Below are 17304 nucleotides of genomic sequence, written 5' to 3'. Positions count from 1 at the left end.
GTTTATGTACCATAGTACATCGAGGGAAGGCAGGGGAGAGCCTTCGGGGAGGAGCCAGTGGCCAAGGCCGCAAGTCAGATTGAAATGCCGGTTGGCGTCGTCGTGCGCAAAACACCCGGGGTCACACGCTGGGCCCGATGGAACTGGCGCGCAGTAGCATTATTGCCGGGGGCCGGACCGGCCGACTGGCAGGAGTTGCGCCGCGAAGGCGAGGCCGCCGAATTCCACGCCGCCACCCTGCCCCTTACGTTATGGGCGGACGAAACCGAAGCTTACATGGTGAACCTGTCGGACGGGCAGCCGTCGCTTTACCTCGTGCTGCGGGACGAGTTGAAGGGCGACACGCCTCTGAATGCGGTGCTGATCACCGCCTCTCCGTTCGAGGGGCAGGACTATGCCGACACTGGCGAAGAGATTGTCGAGAAAATTCCGATGACCGAAGGGCTGATCGCATGGCTGCGGGATTTCACCTTGCAGCATCACCGCGACGAGGTGTTCGTGAAACGCCGCCGCGACAAGAAGCGCACAGACCTGGTGGAAGACGGCAAGGGCGACGCCCGCATCCGGCAGGAGTCGGATGTTTACCGCGCCCCGCGCAGGGTGCTGCAATGAGCGGGGCCGGCGATTTCTGGTCCCGCCGCAAGGCTGCCGTTCACGCCGAGGCCGAAGTCGAAGCGCTGGCCGCTGAAGAACAGATCATCGCGGCGCAGCAAGCCGAGTTGGAAGAAAAGACCGACGCCGAGCTTCTGGCCGAATTCAATCTGCCCGATCCCGACACGTTGCAAGCCGGTGATGATGTCTCGGGCTTCATGGCCAAGGCAGTGCCGGACCGTTTGCGCCGCCGGGCGCTGCGTCGCTTGTGGCGGCTGAATCCTGTACTGGCGAATGTCGACGGGCTGGTCGACTATGGCGAGGATTATACCGACGCCGCTTGCGTGATCGAAAACATCCAGACCGCCTATCAGGTTGGCAAAGGCATGTTGGCCCATGTCGAAGCGCTGGCGGCTGAGACCGAAGAGCTTGATGCAGAACCAGAGCTTGATGCGCCCGAGGTGATCGCTGCGGATGACGAACAGATCGATACAGCCGAGCCCGAAGCAAAACTCGTGCTGATGGCCGAAGTGGACGAGGCCGAGGAGGTCGACCTTCCCCCGGCCCCGCGTCGCATGAAATTTGAATTCGAAGGATAACTCTATGACCGCAGACAACGCGCAAACCATTGATATCTCGGCCGAGGATCGCCTGCGCGCTGATTTCTACAACTTTCTGGGCCTGCTGCTGGCCGGTCCGCCCGATCAACTGCTGCTGGACCAGATGGCTGGGCTTGGCGGAGATGACACCGATCTGGGTCAGGCCATTCAGGCGATGGCGCGGGTGGCCAAGGTGACCAAACCCGCTGCCGCCGAACGTGAGTTCAACGCGCTGTTCATCGGGCTGGGACGCGGAGAGCTGCTGCCTTATGCCAGCTTCTACCTGACCGGGTTCCTGAACGAAAAACCCCTCGCCCAGTTGCGCAATGACATGACCGCGCGCGGCATCACCCGGGCGCAGAATGTGTATGAACCGGAAGACAACATCGCATCTTTGATGGAGATGATGGCGGGCATGATCGTCGGTCGTTTCGGCGCACCTGCATCGCTCGAAGATCAGCGGGCGTTCTGGAACAAGCATATCGGCCCCTGGGCCGCGCATTTCTATTCGGATTTGGAAGGTGCCGAAAACTCGGTCCTCTATGCCTCGGTCGGTACTGCCGGTCGGGTGTTCATGGAGATCGAGCGCGAAGCCTTCCGAATGACGGCAGCGTGAATCGCTGTCATTCGCCAGCGCCCGCTGGGGCGCTAAACTGCAAATGGGGAAGGAGAAGCCCATGAGCAAGACCAAGGAAGACGGCGCCACACGCCGGGATTTCCTCAAACTGGCCGGAACCGCAGCCCCTGCTGCCGTTGCCGCCGCCAGCCTGACCGGCAAAGCCGAAGCAGCCGAGCTGCCGACGGATGAGACCCGCATTCAGGACACCGCGCATACACGCGCCTACATCGAAAGCACACGCTTTTGAGTGACGATGAAAGCACCCGGTTCTAGGACCGGACGCCTTCACCACCCGACTGACGGTTGCGATTGGCCCTGACGTCGGTTTTGCGAAGTACCAAGCCAGCCGTGGCTGACACGGCGCGCAAGGGAGGAAACCAATGCTTAGGAAAAAGACCAACGGGGTTGCGAGACGCCCCCAGCGGACAAGTATCCTGTCCCAGGTCGGCGAGAAAACCGTCGATCGCCGCGCATTTTTGCGTGGATCGGGCCTGACGATCGGCGGCCTCGCCGCGATCAGCGCCACGGGTGGAACCGTGACGCCTGCCAGTGCCCAGACAGCGGCCAATCAGGCCGTCGAGAACATCAAATCCATATGCACCCACTGCTCGGTCGGCTGTACGGTCGTTGCCGAAGTGCAAAACGGCGTCTGGGTCGGGCAGGAACCCGGCTGGGACAGCCCGTTCAACCTGGGTGCTCATTGCGCCAAGGGGGCCTCGGTCCGCGAGCACGCCCATGGCGAGCGCCGCCTGAAATATCCGATGAAAAAGGAAGGCGGCGAGTGGAAGCGCATCAGCTGGGAACAGGCGATCAACGAGATCGGCGACGGCATGATGAGCATCCGCGAGGAATCCGGGCCGGACAGCGTCTATTGGCTGGGTTCTGCGAAGCATAACAACGAACAGGCCTATCTGTTCCGCAAGTTCGCCGCCTACTGGGGCACGAATAACGTGGACCATCAGGCGCGTATCTGCCACTCGACCACGGTTGCGGGCGTTGCGAACACATGGGGCTACGGCGCCATGACCAATTCGTATAACGACATCCATAACTCACGTGCCATCTTCATCATCGGCGGCAACCCGGCCGAGGCGCATCCCGTCTCACTGCTGCATGTTCTGCGCGCGAAAGAGCAGAACAACGCGCCGCTGATCGTCTGCGACCCGCGCTTTACGCGCACCGCGGCGCACGCGGATGAATATGTCCGCTTCCGTCCCGGTACCGACGTTGCGCTGATCTGGGGTATCCTGTGGCACATCTTCGACAACGGCTGGGAGGACAAAGAGTTCATCCGCACCCGTGTCTGGGGCATGGACCAGATTCAGGAAGAGGTCGCCAAATGGACCCCGGAAGAGGTTGAGCGCGTGACCGGCACCCCCGGCTCGCAGCTAAAGCGCGTGGCACGTACCATGGCCAATAACCGTCCCGGCACGGTGATCTGGTGCATGGGCGGGACGCAGCACACCAACGGCAACAACAACACTCGCGCCTATTGCGTGCTGCAGCTTGCGCTCGGCAACATGGGCACCTCGGGTGGCGGCACCAACATCTTCCGCGGCCATGACAACGTTCAGGGCGCGACGGACCTTGGCGTTCTGTCCCATACCCTGCCCGGCTATTACGGTCTGTCCAACGGTGCCTGGGCACATTGGAGCCGTGTCTGGGGCGAGGATGTCGACTGGCTGAAAGGTCAGTTCGCCACGATCAAGGACAAGGAAGGCAAGGACAAGCCGCTGATGAACGAGCGCGGCATCCCGGTTTCCCGCTGGATCGACGGTGTTCTGGAAGACCCGGCCAACATGGATCAGGACAACAACGTCCGTGCCATGGTTCTGTGGGGTCACGCTCCGAACTCGCAAACGCGGGGACCGGAGATGAAGACGGCGATGGAGAAGCTGGACATGCTGGTCGTGATCGACCCGTATCCCACCGTCTCGGCCGTTCTGCATGACCGCACCGATGGCGTCTACCTGCTGCCCGCCTGTACGCAGTTCGAAACCCGTGGCTCGGTCACGGCCTCGAACCGGTCGCTGCAATGGCGTGACAAGGTGGTCGATCCGCTGTTCGAAAGCCTGCCGGATGAGGTCATCATGGCCAAGTTCGCCAACAAGTTCGGCTGGGCAGATAGGTTCTTCCGCAATATCGAGATGGAGGACGCCGAGACCCCGAATGTTGAAAGCATCACGCGTGAATTCAACTCGGGCCTCTGGACTATCGGCTATACCGGTCAGTCGCCGGAACGTCTGAAAAGCCACATGGCCAACCAGCACACGTTCGACAGAACCACGCTGCAAGCCATTGGCGGACCCAACGACGGCGAGTACTATGGTCTGCCATGGCCCTGCTGGGGCACGGCCGAGATGGGTCATACGGGGACACCGAACCTCTATGACATGTCCAAACCGGTGGCCGAGGGTGGCCTGACCTTCCGCGCCCGTTTCGGGGTGGAACGCGATGGTGACAATCTGCTGGCCGAAGGGGTCTATAGCGTTGGATCGGAAATTCAGGACGGTTACCCTGAATTCACGATGCAGATGCTGATGGACCTAGGCTGGGACGGTGATCTGACGGCTGAGGAACGCGCGGCAATCGACGCTGTCGCGGGGCCAGAGACCAACTGGAAGACCGACCTGTCCGGCGGCATCCAGCGGGTCGCGATTGCTCATGGCTGTGCGCCCTTCGGGAACGCCAAAGCCCGTGCGGTCGTCTGGACTTTCCCGGATCCGATCCCGCTGCACCGCGAGCCGCTTTACACCAACCGGCGCGATCTGGTGGAGGACTATCCAACCTACGAGGACCGTCAGGCCTATCGCCTTCCGACCCTTTATGCTTCGATCCAAAAGAACGACTTTTCAAAGGATTACCCGATAATCCTCACGTCAGGTCGTTTGGTCGAATATGAGGGCGGCGGCGAGGAAAGCCGGTCGAACCCGTGGCTGGCTGAGCTGCAGCAGGACATGTTCGTGGAGATCAACCCCCGTGATGCCAACAACCTTGGTATCCGTGACGGGGCACAGGTCTGGGTCGAAGGTCCCGAGGGCGGCAAGGTCAAGGTGATGGCGATGCTGACCAACAGGGTCGGTGCCGGGGTGGCCTTCATGCCATTCCACTTTGGCGGCCATTTCCAGGGTGAAGACCTCAGGGCGAAATACCCTGCTGGTGCTGACCCCTATGTGCTGGGTGAAAGTTCCAACACCGCGCAGACATATGGCTACGATTCAGTGACCCAGATGCAAGAGACAAAATGTACTCTCTGCAAAATCTCGGCAGCGTAAGGAGGACGACGAATGGCTAGAGCAAAGTTTCTCTGCGACGCTGAACGCTGCATCGAGTGCAACGCCTGCGTGACCGCGTGTAAGAACGAGCACGAGGTGCCGTGGGGCATCAACCGCCGCAGGGTGGTGACGATCAATGACGGCAACCCGGGCGAACGCTCAATCTCGGTGGCCTGCATGCATTGTTCGGATGCGCCCTGTATGGCGGTGTGCCCGGTCGACTGCTTCTATCAGAACGAAGAAGGGGTTGTCCTGCACTCCAAGGACCTGTGCATCGGCTGCGGCTATTGCTTCTACGCGTGCCCCTTCGGCGCGCCGCAATATCCGCAGGCGGGCAACTTCGGATCGCGCGGCAAGATGGACAAATGTACCTTCTGCGCCGGTGGCCCCGAGGAAACGCACTCGACCGCAGAGTTCGCCAAATACGGTCGCAACCGGATCGCCGAGGGCAAACTGCCCATCTGCGCCGAGATGTGTTCCACCAAGGCCCTGCTTGCCGGTGACGGCGACGTGGTGTCCGCCGTCTATCGCGAACGCGTCGTGGCGCGCGGGTTTGGCTCGGGCGCTTGGGGTTGGGGCACGGCCTACGACCAGAAAGACGGCTGATCCGCCTTTCGCATAAGCAATGGATGACCCGCCCCGTGCGGGTTGTCCGATCTTGGAATTTGACCGAGGTTCAGATGCTTCGCTTTCTCATCGCAATGCTGTTCACCCTTGGGCTGACCCTTTCTGCATCGGCCCAAACAACCGATGACGGCACCGCCGCGCCCGAAAGGGTGGAAACCGGCGGGGCAACGACCCTCGAAGACATCCTCGCCCGCCAGCGTGGAGAGCGGGTGGATAACAGCTATCGCTCTGACAACACCGGACAAGGCAATGTCGAGGGCCTGCTGGGCCAGCTTGGCACGCGCGGCGTAACTTCCGACAGTGATGTTTATCGCGCCCTGCGTTATGGATCAGCGGACGTAACTGTTTCGTCCAATGGTCCGGCGGCAGATGTCCTGATTCAGGACGGCGGCATGTGGTGGCTGAATTTCCGCACCGGGCCGCTGCGCGAATACGGCACTTATATCATTGTCGGGATGGTCGGCATTGTCCTTCTGTTCTTCCTGATCCGCGGCAAAATCCGCATCGACGGAGAGAAAACCGGCCGCACCGTCACCCGTTTCAACGGTTTTGAACGCTTTGGTCACTGGCTTTTTGCGGGCTCGTTCCTGATCCTCGGCCTGACCGGGCTGCTGACACTCTATGGTCGCGATTTCCTGATCCCGATCTTCGGCAAGGATGGCTTTGCCACCATTGCACAGGGCTGCAAATGGCTGCACAACAACCTTGCCTGGGCTTTCATGCTGGGGCTGATCATCGTCACGGTGAACTGGATCGCCCACAACATCCCCAACAGAACCGACCTGAAATGGCTGGCCGCTGGCGGCGGTCTGTTCACCAAGAACAGCCACCCGCCCGCCAAGAAGTTCAACGCCGGTCAAAAAGTGATCTTCTGGGCCTGCATCCTGCTGGGCGTCTCGATCAGCCTGTCGGGCCTGTCGCTGCTCTTCCCGTTTGAACTGCCGATGTTTGCCAAGACCTTCCAGATCGCCAACGCCACCGGCATTCCGCAGATGCTGGGCCTGAACCTGCCGGTACAGATGTCCCCGCAGGAAGAAATGCAGTATGCCCAAGTCTGGCACGTCATGATCGCCTATGTCTTCATCGCCATCATCATCGCCCATATCTATCTGGGCTCGGTCGGCATGGAGGGCGCGTTCGACGCCATGGGTACCGGTGAGGTCGAAGAGCAATGGGCGCGCGAGCATCATTCGCTGTGGCTGGAAGAGGTCCAGGAAAAAGAGGCCAGCAAGGCAGCGGCCTCGCCTGCTGAATAGATGCGCTGGCTGGTTCTGGCGCTTACCCTGATCCCCCTGCCCGCCTGGTCCGAGTTCTTTACGCTCAAGGGGCATGGCGGACCGATCATGGGGATCGCGACCGCCCCGGACGGGCGCATCGCGACGGCCAGTTTCGACAATTCGGTTGGTCTGTGGACCGGGCAAAACCCCGAATGGCTGGAGGGGCACGAGGCGGCGGTGAACTCGGTCGCTTTCAACGGCACCGCGATCTATTCCGCCGGGGATGATTTCACCCTGCGCCGCTGGCCCGGAGGTGACGTGGTCGGGCGCCACAAGGGCAAGATCGTCGGCATCGCAGCCTCGAAAACCCATGTGGCGACCGCCAGTTGGGACGGCACCATCGGGCTGTGGCCAGTGGACGGGTCAGAGCCGACTATGCTTGGCCCTACCGGCAGCGGTGTAAACGCTGTGGTCTTTACCCCTGATGGCGAACAGCTTTATTCGGCGGGTGTTGATGGCACGCTGCGCCTATGGGATGTCGCCAGCGGTCAGGAAATAGATCGCCTGATTGAGCATGGCTTTGGCATCAACGAGCTGATCCTGAACGCACAGGACGGTTGGATCGCCTATGGTGCCGTTGATGGTGTGACCCGCATTCTGAACCTGACCACCGGAGAAGAACGTGACTTTACCCTCGACCGGCGTCCCATCCTCGCCCTGACGCTCAGCCCTGATCGCAAGCTTCTGGCCGTGGGCGATGGCGAGGGCTATATCATGGTCATCGACACGGACGAATGGCGCATCGCACAGGATTTCCGCGCCACCCTGCGCGGCCCGGTCTGGGCACTGGCTTTTTCGTCGGACGGGCAGAACATCCACGCGGGCGGCATTGACGAGGCGATGTACAGTTGGCCGATCTCTTCGCTGGGCGATCAGGAGCAGATGGCCGCTGCCGAGCCGAGCTTTCTGAAAAACCCCGACGAGATGAGCAATGGAGAGCGGCAATTCGCGCGGAAATGTTCGATCTGTCACAGCCTGACCCCGGATGGCGAACGACGCGCGGGTCCCACCCTCTACGATATCTTCGGGCGACCGGCGGGCACACTGCCCGGCTATTTATATTCGGACACGCTGCAAGACTCTGATATCATTTGGAATGAAGAGACCATAAATGCTCTTTTCGACGAGGGTCCGGATCACTACATTCCGGGGTCAAAGATGCCGATGCAACGGATCACGCAGCCCCAGGACCGGATCGACCTGATCGCGTTCCTGCGCCGCGCCACCGCTGCGCAGGACTGAACCGGAGGAGACCATGAAAGCCTTTCTGACCGCCATCGCCGCGATGGTCGTGATCACCGTCGCCGCCCCCTATACTCTGGAACAGATCGGATTCAGCGCGGCCGAAACGACGTCCGGTTCGGCTGTGCGCCTCGACTGAATGTCACAATACCTGACCACCCGCGAACTGGCGGACCTGCTGCGCATTGGCGAGCGGAAGGCCTATGATCTGGCCTCCTCGGGCGAGATTCCCTGCGTGCGCGCCATGGGAAAGCTGTTGTTCCCCAAGGCCGAAATCATTGCCTGGCTGAACGCCTCACGTTCTGGTCCGCATGTGGCTGAACCGCCCCTGCCCCCGATCGTTGCCGGCAGCCATGATCCGCTGCTGGATTGGGCTCTGCGCGAAAGCGGCTCCCAGCTTGCGACTTACTATGACGGCTCCTTCGACGGGCTCAGCCGTCTAGCCGACCGCAGTGCACAGGCCGCAGCCCTGCATATTCACGAACCGGACGGTTTCAACACGCAGGCCTTGCGCGACTCGGTCGGCGACGCACCTGTGATCCTTTATCAGATCGCACACCGCCAACGCGGCTTGCTGCTGGCCCCTGGCACCTCAGGCATCGCGGGATTTAGCGATCTGAAAGGCCGACGCATCATCCTGCGTCAGAACAGCGCCGCCAGCCAACATCTGTTCGATGCACAACTGCGCGCACACGAGTTGAGCCGCGACGACCTGAACCCCCTACCCATCTGCGCCCGTACCGAGGAAGAGCTGGCCACCGCCCTGCGCGACGGCAAGGCCGAGGCCGGTTTCGGACTCGGGGCACTCGCGCGGCCTTATGGCCTGAGCTTTGTACCCACCCATTCCGAACGTCTGGACCTCGCCATCTGGCGTCGCGCATTCTTTGAACCGCCGATGCAGACCCTGATCCAGTTCCTGCAATCCGGGCGCTTCGCCGAACGCGCCGCCGAATTGGGAGGCTACGACCTCACAGATCTGGGGCAGATCCACCACAACGGTGCCAGCGGCTGAACCTTCATCTTTTCCCAAATACTCTCGCCGAAGGCGAAACTACTGCGCGTTGGGAAAGAACAACTGCTCGCCCTCCAGCGCATAGGACGCAATCGCGGCTTGTCCGTCGGGGCCGGTCAGCCAGTCGATAAACCTCTGGCCGGCGGCGGCGCGAACGCCGGGGTGCTTTTCGGGGTTCACAAGGATCACCCCATATTGGTTGAACAGACGCGGATCACCTTCGACCAACACATCAAGATTGCCCCGGTTCCCAAAGGACATCCACGTCGCCCGGTCGGTCAGCACATAAGCATCCATGCCGCTGGCCACGTTCAGCGTTGCCCCCATGCCCGAGCCCGTCTCGCGATACCAATCGCCCGAGGCTTCGGTCGGGTCGATCCCCGTCGCCCCCCAATGACGCATCTCGGCCTTGTGGGTACCGCTGTCATCCCCGCGCGAGGCAAAGGGCATCTCGGCCTCGGCCACCGCGGTCAGCGCGGCAACGATGTCGTCCCCCCCGGCAACCCCGGCCGGATCAGATGTCGGGCCGACCAGTACAAAGTCGTTATACATGACATCCAACCGCTCAACGCCCCAGCCATCAGCCACAAACTGCTCTTCCGCAGGTTTGGAATGCACCAGCAGCACGTCGCCATCCCCGTTCACCGCATTCCGGATCGCCTGCCCGGTGCCTACGGCAACAACACGCACATCGATGCCGGTTTCAGCCTCAAACCCCGGCAGGATATAATCCAGCAGACCCGAGTTCTGCGTCGAGGTGGTGGATTGCACCACAATGAATGGCTCCTCAGCCGCAGCTGAAACGGTCAGCCCAAGCGTAACCACCGATGCCAGAACAAATTTCCGGATCATTCCAAACTCCATCTTTCTCAAATCAGGTTACCAGCCCGCCAGCCAGATAGCGGCGCGAGTCGGCGCTGAGCGGCGCCTCAAGCACCTGCTGTGCGGGCCCGTGTTCAACCACCTGCCCGCCCTGCATCATCACGATATCCGCAGCCAGCCGACGGGCCTGTCCGATATCGTGCGTCACCATCACAATGCGCACCCCACGCGTCGAGGCGCGCAGCACCATCCGTTCGATCTTCTGCGTTGCACTCGGGTCCAGCGCGCTGGTGGGTTCGTCCAGAAACAGCGTCTCGGGTTTCAGCGCAAGGGCACGCAGGATCGCCAGACGCTGCGCCTCACCCCCCGAAAGCGAACGGGCAGACTGGCGCGCCTTGCCTTCAAGGCCGCCTTCGCCCAGCAATTCTGCGATACGCTGCTTGCGTAGCGCACGGGGCATGGCCTGGCGTTTCAGCACGAAATCGAGATTGGCCGCAACCGAACGCCGCAACAGAACCGGGCTTTGAAACACCATGGCCTGACGGGCCTTTTGTGCAGCACCCAGAGGCTGCCCATCCTGACAGGCGCGCCCGCGGTCCGGCGTGATCAACCCGTGCAGGCAGCGCAACAGAAGGCTCTTCCCAGCACCATTCGGCCCCAGAATGACGGTCGGTCCCGGCCCATCAAGACAAAGCTGCGGCACATCGAGAAGTACCTTGCCCTTGCGACTGATATGTAGATCACGCACTTCGATCATACCCGGTATCTCGGCCACCACATCACGCATGGCGCAACCCCTCCTGCTCGGCCCGCAGGGTCAGGGCGCTGACCATTGCGTTTACCGCAACGGCAATCCCGATCAGGATCGCACCCAACGCCAAGGCCAGCGCCAGATTGCCCTTCGAGGTCTCAAGCGCAATCGTCGTGGTCATCACCCGGGTCACATGGTTGATGTTGCCCCCCACGATGATCACCGCGCCAACTTCGGCAATGGCACGTCCGAATCCGGCCAACAAAGCCGTGACAAGCGCCAGACGCGCATCCCACAGCAGCACCGGAACCGACGCCAGACGGGAGACGCCCAAAGATCGCAATTGTTCGGAATATTCCTCGGCCAGCAACTCAACCACCTGCCGGGTCAGTGCGGCCACGATGGGCGTGACCAGAACAACCTGCGCGATGATCATGGCGGTTGGGGTGTAGAGCAGTTCCAGCACCCCGAATGGGCCCGAGCGCGACAGCATCAGATAAACCAGCAATCCGACAACAACCGGCGGAAACCCCATCAAGGCGTTCATGAGGATGATCAGAACCCGCCGCCCAGGAAACCGCGCGACGGCCAGCGCTGCACCAATTGGCATACCGATCGCTGCTGAAATCAACACCGCGAAGACCGAAACCCGCAGGGACAACAGCACAATCGCCCAGAGTTCCGCATCCCCTTTCAGGATCAGGCCCAAAGCATTGCTGAATTCTGACGCAAAACCCTGCATTTCATTCCTATATGACTGCATTTCCTCATGAAATGCACTAAATTACAGGGAAATACTAAGCGATCAATGAGCCAAGTACAGACACAAATCCGACATCCGCCATAAAAAACGCGACCCTAAAAAGGGCCGCGCTTGATGCTACGGAAATGTAGTCCGTCTTAGTTCAGAGCACCGTCCGTGATCTGGTGCGTCCATGCGCCCTCAGGCTGGGCGGTGATAACCGGATCGGACCCACCTGCCAGCAGCGTCGACACCGTACGTTCAAAATCTGCCGGATCCAGCGCGCCGTTCGATCCCGCCGTCAGCTTGGCAATCTCGCCCATCATGCGTTTTTGGTGTTCCTCGGTCTGCGCACCGGTTGCATCATTGTCGAGAACGATCAGAGCGGCCTCTTCCGGGTTCTCTTCGGCATATTTCCAGCCTTTCATCGAGGCGCGCACGAAACGCTGCATCTTGTCGACAAAAGCCGCATCGCTCAGCTTGTCTTCCAGCACATACAGGCCGTCCTCAAGCGTTGCGACACCCTGATCTTCGTATTTGAACGTCACCAGCTCATCCGGGCTGACGCCCGCATCGATGACCTGCCAGTATTCATTGTAGGTCATGGTGCTGATGCAATCAGCCTGTCGCTGCAGCAGAGGGTCGACGTTGAAGCCTTGCTTCAACACCTCGACGCCATTCTCGCTCTTGCCGCCGGTGTCGATGCCCAGGCTGCTCATCCAGCTCATGAACGGGAACTCGTTGCCGAAGAACCAGACGCCCAGAGTGCGGTTCTTCAGGTCTTCGGGAGCGGATATCCCGGCATCCTTCCAGCAGGTCAGCATCATGCCCGAGCTTTTGAAAGGCTGCGCGATATTGACCAGCGGCAATCCCTTTTCGCGTGCGGCCAGCGCAGCGGGCATCCATTCGACCGTCACATCTGCCCCGCCCCCTGCAATCACCTGTGTTGGCGCGATATCGGGTCCACCCGGCAGGATGGTCACATCCAGATCTTCTTCCTCGTAGAACCCTTTGTCCTGCGCCACGTAATAACCCGCAAACTGCGCCTGAGTGACCCATTTGAGCTGCAAGGTCACCTCATCCGCAGCCAGAGCGGCTGTGGCTGTCAGGCTGAAGGCGGCGACCGCCCCGCTGATTAGCTTCTTCATCTTCAAGTCTCCTAGTTGCTGTTGATGCCCCGTTTTCGAGGTCTGTTAATTCCTTTGTCGGCGCTGCGAGGGGTGCCAGAAGGTCACCAGTTTTTCGAGCCCCGCCACCAATGCATAGAACACTGTTCCGGCCAAAGCCGCCACGGCGATTTCAGCCCAGACAAGGTCAATGGACAGGCTGCCCACCCCGGTCGAGATACGGAACCCCATACCGCGCGTGGGGGAACCGAAATATTCGGCCACAATCGCGCCGATCAGCGCCAGCGTCGTGGCGATCTTGAGCCCGTTGAATATGAACGGCATCGCCGCAGGCAGGCGCAGCTTGATCAGCGTCTGCGTGTAGCTGGCGGCATATGTGCGCATAAGGTCGCGCTGCATGGCATCCGCCTCGCGCAGGCCCTGCACCGTATTCACGAGGATCGGGAAGAACACCATCACCACCACGACGGCCGCTTTGGATTGCCAGTCGAAGCCGAACCAACTGACCAGAATAGGCGCGATACCGACAATCGGAAGGGCCGCCACGAAATTGCCGATAGGCAACAGCCCCCTTGTCAGGAAAACGGACCGATCGATCAGTACAGCCGTCAGAAAGGCCGCAACGCTGCCGATGGCAAAGCCGGTGAAGGCCCCCTTGAACACGGTCTGCTTGAAATCCTGCCACAGGATAACCGTCGAGTTCGCGAACGTCTGCGCCACCATCGATGGCGGCGGCAGAATGACCGGCGAGACATTCAGGCCGCGCACCAGCCCCTCCCACAGGATCAACAACGTGACGCCGAACAACACGGGGACAAAAACGCGAATGCCCCTGGAGTCGCGATAGATCGAGCGCGCCAGCCAGGCATTCAACCACCAGGCCCCGGCCCAGAAGATCAGCGAAAAGATCACCCAGCTCATGCGCCCATCCCCATACGTTTCAGGGTGACCCGCTGCAGGATATCCAGCAATGTCACCAGAATGCCCGCCAGAATGGCCGCCGCAAACAAGGCGGCCCAGATAGCCAGCGGTGTGCCGAACTGATCCCCGATCAGGATACGGGCACCCAGACCAGAAATCGCACCCGTCGGAAGCTCACCCACGATGGTCCCGACCAACGCCGCCGCGATGCCGACCTTCAGCGAGGTGAACAGATAAGGCACCGATGACGGCAGGCGCAGCTTCAGAAACGCCTGCAACCCGGTCGCGTTATAGGTTTTCAGCAGATCCAACTGTGACACGGCGGGCGAACGCAGCCCTTTGACCATCCCGACCAGCACCGGGAAATAGCACAAATAGGCCGAGATGATCGCCTTGGGCACCCCGCGCCCTTCGATTCCCAGTTGTGAGCTCAGCACAATGATCATCGGAGCCAGCGCCACGATCGGCACGGTCTGGCTGATGATCGCCCAAGGCATCAGGCTCATGTCCACGACCCGGGAATAGACAATCGCCACGGCCCCCAGGATGCCGACCGCAGTGCCCAGCAAAAACCCCCAGAGGGTCGATTGCAGCGTGATCCAGCCGTGGTAGATCAGCGACCGTTTCGACATCGCCCGACCTCTCATGGCCATCTCACCGGTGGTCTTCCACAACTCCTGCCCCACCTGAACCGGCGTCGGCAAGCGCGGGCGATCCAGCCCATAGCAGCGCGTTATATGTGCGGGGTTCCGGACCATCAGTACCCAGACCGAGACTTGCTGACGGTCACGCGATGCCTCGGGCATCACGGTTTCCCCTGCCCGTTCCGCCTGATCCAGAGAGACACGCATATTCATCGGCGCGACCGCCAGATACCACAAAACGGCGATCGCACACAAAACGGTCATGACAGAGAGGAACTGCTTCATGCCCGCCACTCCATTCGATAGACCGGTACCGTATCCGGCAAGACCGGGGGTTCTTCGGCCGTGACCTCGAACCCTTCGCGGCGATAGAACCGTTGCGCGGGCTTGTTCGGCACATGCGTCGTCAGCCACAGAAAATCCCGGTTTTCCTTGGCCTTGTCGACAAACACCTTGCCAATGCCCTGCCCCGTTCGCCGACAATACAGCGCGCCGATCTTCTGCTCCTCGGGATCAACCGACATGTAGCAATCGACCGGATCACCCGCGACCCAGATCTCCCGGCTGTCAAACGCCTCACCGATCATCGCGGCCAACAGGTCAACCGGCAGTTCTTCGGACATCCATGCGGTTTCGGTGGCCCAGGCGTGGACCACTCCGGCGCAGGCCAACACATCGTCAGGCACAGCGCGGCGAATCCCGAGCGTTTGCGGATCAGTCGTCATAGGAATGCCCCGCTCGCAAGCCATCACGTACCCGATGCGCGACCTCGATGAATTCCGGCGTATCGCGAATGTCCAATGGCCGCTCTTTCGGCAACGGGCTGTCGATCACATCGGTGATCCGTCCGGGCCGGGGACTCATGACCACGATCTTCGTGCTCAGATACACCGCCTCGGGGATCGAATGCGTCACGAATCCGATCGTCTTCTCGGTCCGCGCCCAAAGGGCCAGAAGCTGTTCGTTCAGGTGATCGCGCACGATCTCGTCCAATGCACCGAACGGTTCATCCATCAGCAGGATATCGGCATCAAACGCCAACGCCCGCGCGATACTGGCCCGCTGCTGCATACCACCAGACAACTGCCATGGAAATTTCCCACCAAATCCTTCAAGATCAACAAGTTTCAGAACGTTCTTAACCTGCTCTTCCTGTTCCGCCGCCGAATAGCCCATGATCTCAAGCGGCAGTTTGATATTCTTGGCAATGGTCCGCCACGGATACAGTCCCGCGGCCTGAAAAACATAGCCATAGGCACGCTTGCGCCGCGCCTCGTCCGGGCTCATGCCGTTGACGGTCAGCGTTCCTCCGGTTGGGGTTTCCAGCGCCGCAATACAGCGCAAAAAGGTGGTCTTGCCGCAGCCCGAAGGGCCGATGAAGCTGACGAAATCTCCTTTGTCGATAGTCAGATTCACATCTTTCAGCGCATGAACCGGGCCATCATTGGTCTGAAAGGTCAGGTCAAGCTGCCTTGCCTCGATCACGGGCTGGGTCGTTCTTTCAGTAGTCATTCCATCGCCTTGAAAAGAGTGGATTGGAGCCGCCCAGGAAGGCGGCTCAGGCGCGTCACACGCCGGTCGCCGGAATACCTGTCCGCTCAACCGGGCGCGGTGCGGTCAGTTCTTTCCAGGTGCTCAGCGCCTTGTTCACGGTGGTATTGGCCTCGCGCGCGACAAACTCCCCATGACCTTCCTGCGTGCGGATTTCTCCATCATGCACCGCCACATGACCGCGCGTCAGGGTAAAGCGTGGCAGACCTTTGACTTCCTTGCCCTCAAACACGTTGTAATCGATCGAAGACTGCTGCGTGTCAGCACTGATCGTCTTGGTCTTTTCAGGGTCCCAAACCACAAGATCCGCATCCGCACCCACCAGAACCGCACCCTTTTTCGGGTAACAGTTCAATATCTTGGCGATATTAGTTGATGTCACCGCCACGAACTCATTCGGCGTCAACCGACCGGTGTTCACCCCATGCGTCCACAACATCGGCATCCGGTCTTCCAGCCCGCCGGTGCCGTTCGGGATCTTGGTGAAATCACCCACGCCATATCGCTTCTGCTCGGTCGTAAAGGCGCAATGATCCGTTGCCACGACGCTCAGAGACCCCGATTGCAGGCCATTCCACAAGCTGTCCTGATGCTGCTTGTTCCGGAACGGAGGGCTCATGACCCGCCGTGCCGCGTGATCCCAATCCTGGTTGAAATACTCGCTTTCATCCAAGGTCAGATGCTGGATCAGAGGTTCCCCCCAAACCCGTTTGCCCTGCATCTTGGCCCGTCGAATGGCCTCGTGCGCCTCTTCGCAAGATGTGTGAACCACGTAAAGCGGCACACCCGCCATATCCGCGATCATGATGGCGCGGTTGGTCGCCTCGCCTTCCACCTGCGGTGGACGGGAATAGGCATGCGCCTCGGGGCCCGAATTGCCCTCGGCCAGCAGCTTCGCGCTCAGCTCGGCCACCACGTCGCCATTCTCGGCATGCACCAGCGCGGTGCCGCCCAGCTCGGCCAGACGCTTGAACGAGGCGAACAATTCGTCATCATTCACCATCAACGCACCTTTATAAGCCATGAAATGCTTAAATGTGTTGATCCCGCGCGTCTCGATCACCGTCTTGATGTCATCGAACACCTGCTCGCCCCACCAGGTCACCGCCATGTGGAACGAGTAGTCGCAATTCGCCCGCGTCGATTTGTTGTCCCAGCGCTTCAACGCGTCCAGCAGGCTCTCGCCCGGATTGGGCAGCGCGAAATCCACCACCATCGTGGTTCCGCCGGCCAGTGCCGCGCGCGTGCCGCTTTCAAAATCGTCGCTGGAATAGGTGCCCATGAACGGCATCTCAAGATGGGTATGCGGATCGATCCCGCCCGGCATCACGTAACAGCCGGTCGCGTCCAATTCCTTGTCCCCTTTCAGGCCCATCCCGATTTCTGTGATCACCCCACCTTCGACCAACACATCCGCCTTGTAAGACAAATCGGCGGTCACGACGGTCCCGTTCTTGATAACAGTGCTCATTTTAATCTCCCTCATGCGGTCTGCGCCGCTTGC

Annotated in this window: 19 protein-coding genes; 10 read left to right on the top strand and 9 right to left on the bottom strand. The window is 60.6% G+C overall.

The window, feature by feature from the left end; translation table 11 throughout:
• Positions 1 to 57: 57 nt before the first annotated feature.
• The 10 genes from ACR0K9_RS03815 (at position 58) to ACR0K9_RS03770 (ending at position 9242) form a co-directional block, all read left to right on the top strand.
• Positions 58 to 612, top strand: a complete 555-nt coding sequence (locus tag ACR0K9_RS03815; RefSeq protein WP_480820898.1) for a DUF3305 domain-containing protein — start codon at positions 58 to 60, stop codon at positions 610 to 612.
• Positions 609 to 1190 (top strand): DUF3306 domain-containing protein, encoded by a 582-nt coding sequence (locus tag ACR0K9_RS03810; RefSeq protein WP_480820896.1) that lies wholly within the window; start codon positions 609 to 611, stop codon positions 1188 to 1190. The genes ACR0K9_RS03815 and ACR0K9_RS03810 overlap by 4 nt, the downstream gene beginning before the upstream one ends.
• Before the next feature lie 4 nt (positions 1191 to 1194).
• Complete coding sequence (locus tag ACR0K9_RS03805; protein ID WP_480820894.1) at positions 1195 to 1806, top strand: TorD/DmsD family molecular chaperone; 612 nt, start codon at positions 1195 to 1197, stop codon at positions 1804 to 1806.
• A gap of 61 nt (positions 1807 to 1867) precedes the next feature.
• Positions 1868 to 2056 (top strand): ubiquinol-cytochrome c reductase iron-sulfur subunit N-terminal domain-containing protein, encoded by a 189-nt coding sequence (locus ACR0K9_RS03800; RefSeq protein WP_480532889.1) that lies wholly within the window; start codon positions 1868 to 1870, stop codon positions 2054 to 2056.
• 133 nt (positions 2057 to 2189) lie between these two features.
• Positions 2190 to 5084, top strand: a complete 2895-nt coding sequence (locus ACR0K9_RS03795; RefSeq protein WP_480820892.1) for a formate dehydrogenase subunit alpha — start codon at positions 2190 to 2192, stop codon at positions 5082 to 5084.
• Positions 5085 to 5096: 12 nt separating this feature from the next.
• A complete protein-coding gene (fdh3B, locus tag ACR0K9_RS03790) occupies positions 5097 to 5690 on the top strand; it encodes a formate dehydrogenase FDH3 subunit beta (RefSeq protein ID WP_010439472.1) in 594 nt (197 codons plus the stop codon).
• A 74-nt stretch (positions 5691 to 5764) separates the two neighbouring features.
• Complete coding sequence (locus tag ACR0K9_RS03785; RefSeq protein WP_480820890.1) at positions 5765 to 6967, top strand: formate dehydrogenase subunit gamma; 1203 nt, start codon at positions 5765 to 5767, stop codon at positions 6965 to 6967.
• Entirely contained in the window at positions 6968 to 8230 is a 1263-nt protein-coding gene (locus ACR0K9_RS03780; protein ID WP_480820888.1) for a c-type cytochrome, read from the top strand.
• Positions 8231 to 8243: 13 nt separating this feature from the next.
• Positions 8244 to 8369: a hypothetical protein gene (locus ACR0K9_RS03775; RefSeq protein WP_480532897.1), complete on the top strand. Its 126-nt coding sequence runs from the start codon at positions 8244 to 8246 to the stop codon at positions 8367 to 8369.
• Positions 8370 to 9242: a substrate-binding domain-containing protein gene (locus ACR0K9_RS03770; RefSeq protein ID WP_480820886.1), complete on the top strand. Its 873-nt coding sequence runs from the start codon at positions 8370 to 8372 to the stop codon at positions 9240 to 9242. It begins immediately after the preceding gene.
• A 39-nt stretch (positions 9243 to 9281) separates the two neighbouring features.
• Here ACR0K9_RS03770 and ACR0K9_RS03765 read toward each other — a convergent pair whose 3' ends face one another.
• The 9 genes from ACR0K9_RS03765 to hydA all read right to left on the bottom strand — a co-directional run bounded on the left by ACR0K9_RS03765 (position 9282) and on the right by hydA (position 17271).
• Entirely contained in the window at positions 9282 to 10094 is an 813-nt protein-coding gene (locus tag ACR0K9_RS03765; RefSeq protein WP_480820884.1) for an ABC transporter substrate-binding protein, read from the bottom strand.
• A gap of 22 nt (positions 10095 to 10116) precedes the next feature.
• Positions 10117 to 10851, bottom strand: a complete 735-nt coding sequence (locus ACR0K9_RS03760) for an ATP-binding cassette domain-containing protein (RefSeq protein WP_480820882.1) — start codon at positions 10849 to 10851, stop codon at positions 10117 to 10119.
• Positions 10844 to 11557, bottom strand: coding sequence for an ABC transporter permease (locus ACR0K9_RS03755; RefSeq protein WP_480820880.1), 714 nt, complete (start codon positions 11555 to 11557; stop codon positions 10844 to 10846). The genes ACR0K9_RS03760 and ACR0K9_RS03755 overlap by 8 nt, the downstream gene beginning before the upstream one ends.
• A gap of 158 nt (positions 11558 to 11715) precedes the next feature.
• A complete protein-coding gene (locus tag ACR0K9_RS03750) occupies positions 11716 to 12705 on the bottom strand; it encodes an ABC transporter substrate-binding protein (RefSeq protein WP_480532907.1) in 990 nt (329 codons plus the stop codon).
• A gap of 45 nt (positions 12706 to 12750) precedes the next feature.
• Entirely contained in the window at positions 12751 to 13605 is an 855-nt protein-coding gene (locus ACR0K9_RS03745; RefSeq protein ID WP_480820878.1) for an ABC transporter permease, read from the bottom strand.
• Positions 13602 to 14534, bottom strand: a complete 933-nt coding sequence (locus tag ACR0K9_RS03740) for an ABC transporter permease (protein ID WP_480820876.1) — start codon at positions 14532 to 14534, stop codon at positions 13602 to 13604. Before ACR0K9_RS03740 ends, ACR0K9_RS03745 begins: the two co-directional genes overlap by 4 nt.
• Positions 14531 to 14974, bottom strand: coding sequence for a GNAT family N-acetyltransferase (locus tag ACR0K9_RS03735; RefSeq protein WP_480820874.1), 444 nt, complete (start codon positions 14972 to 14974; stop codon positions 14531 to 14533). Before ACR0K9_RS03735 ends, ACR0K9_RS03740 begins: the two co-directional genes overlap by 4 nt.
• Positions 14964 to 15761, bottom strand: coding sequence for an ABC transporter ATP-binding protein (locus ACR0K9_RS03730; protein ID WP_480820872.1), 798 nt, complete (start codon positions 15759 to 15761; stop codon positions 14964 to 14966). The genes ACR0K9_RS03735 and ACR0K9_RS03730 overlap by 11 nt, the downstream gene beginning before the upstream one ends.
• Positions 15762 to 15816: 55 nt before the next feature.
• On the bottom strand, positions 15817 to 17271 hold the full coding sequence (hydA, locus tag ACR0K9_RS03725; protein WP_480820871.1) for a dihydropyrimidinase: 1455 nt from the start codon (positions 17269 to 17271) through the stop codon (positions 15817 to 15819).
• Positions 17272 to 17304 lie beyond the last annotated feature (33 nt).

This window comes from Ruegeria sp. L12 (genome assembly GCF_056531745.1).
The sequence above is the reverse complement of the archived record's forward strand: the minus strand, read 5'-3'. Positions and strand labels throughout refer to the sequence as shown.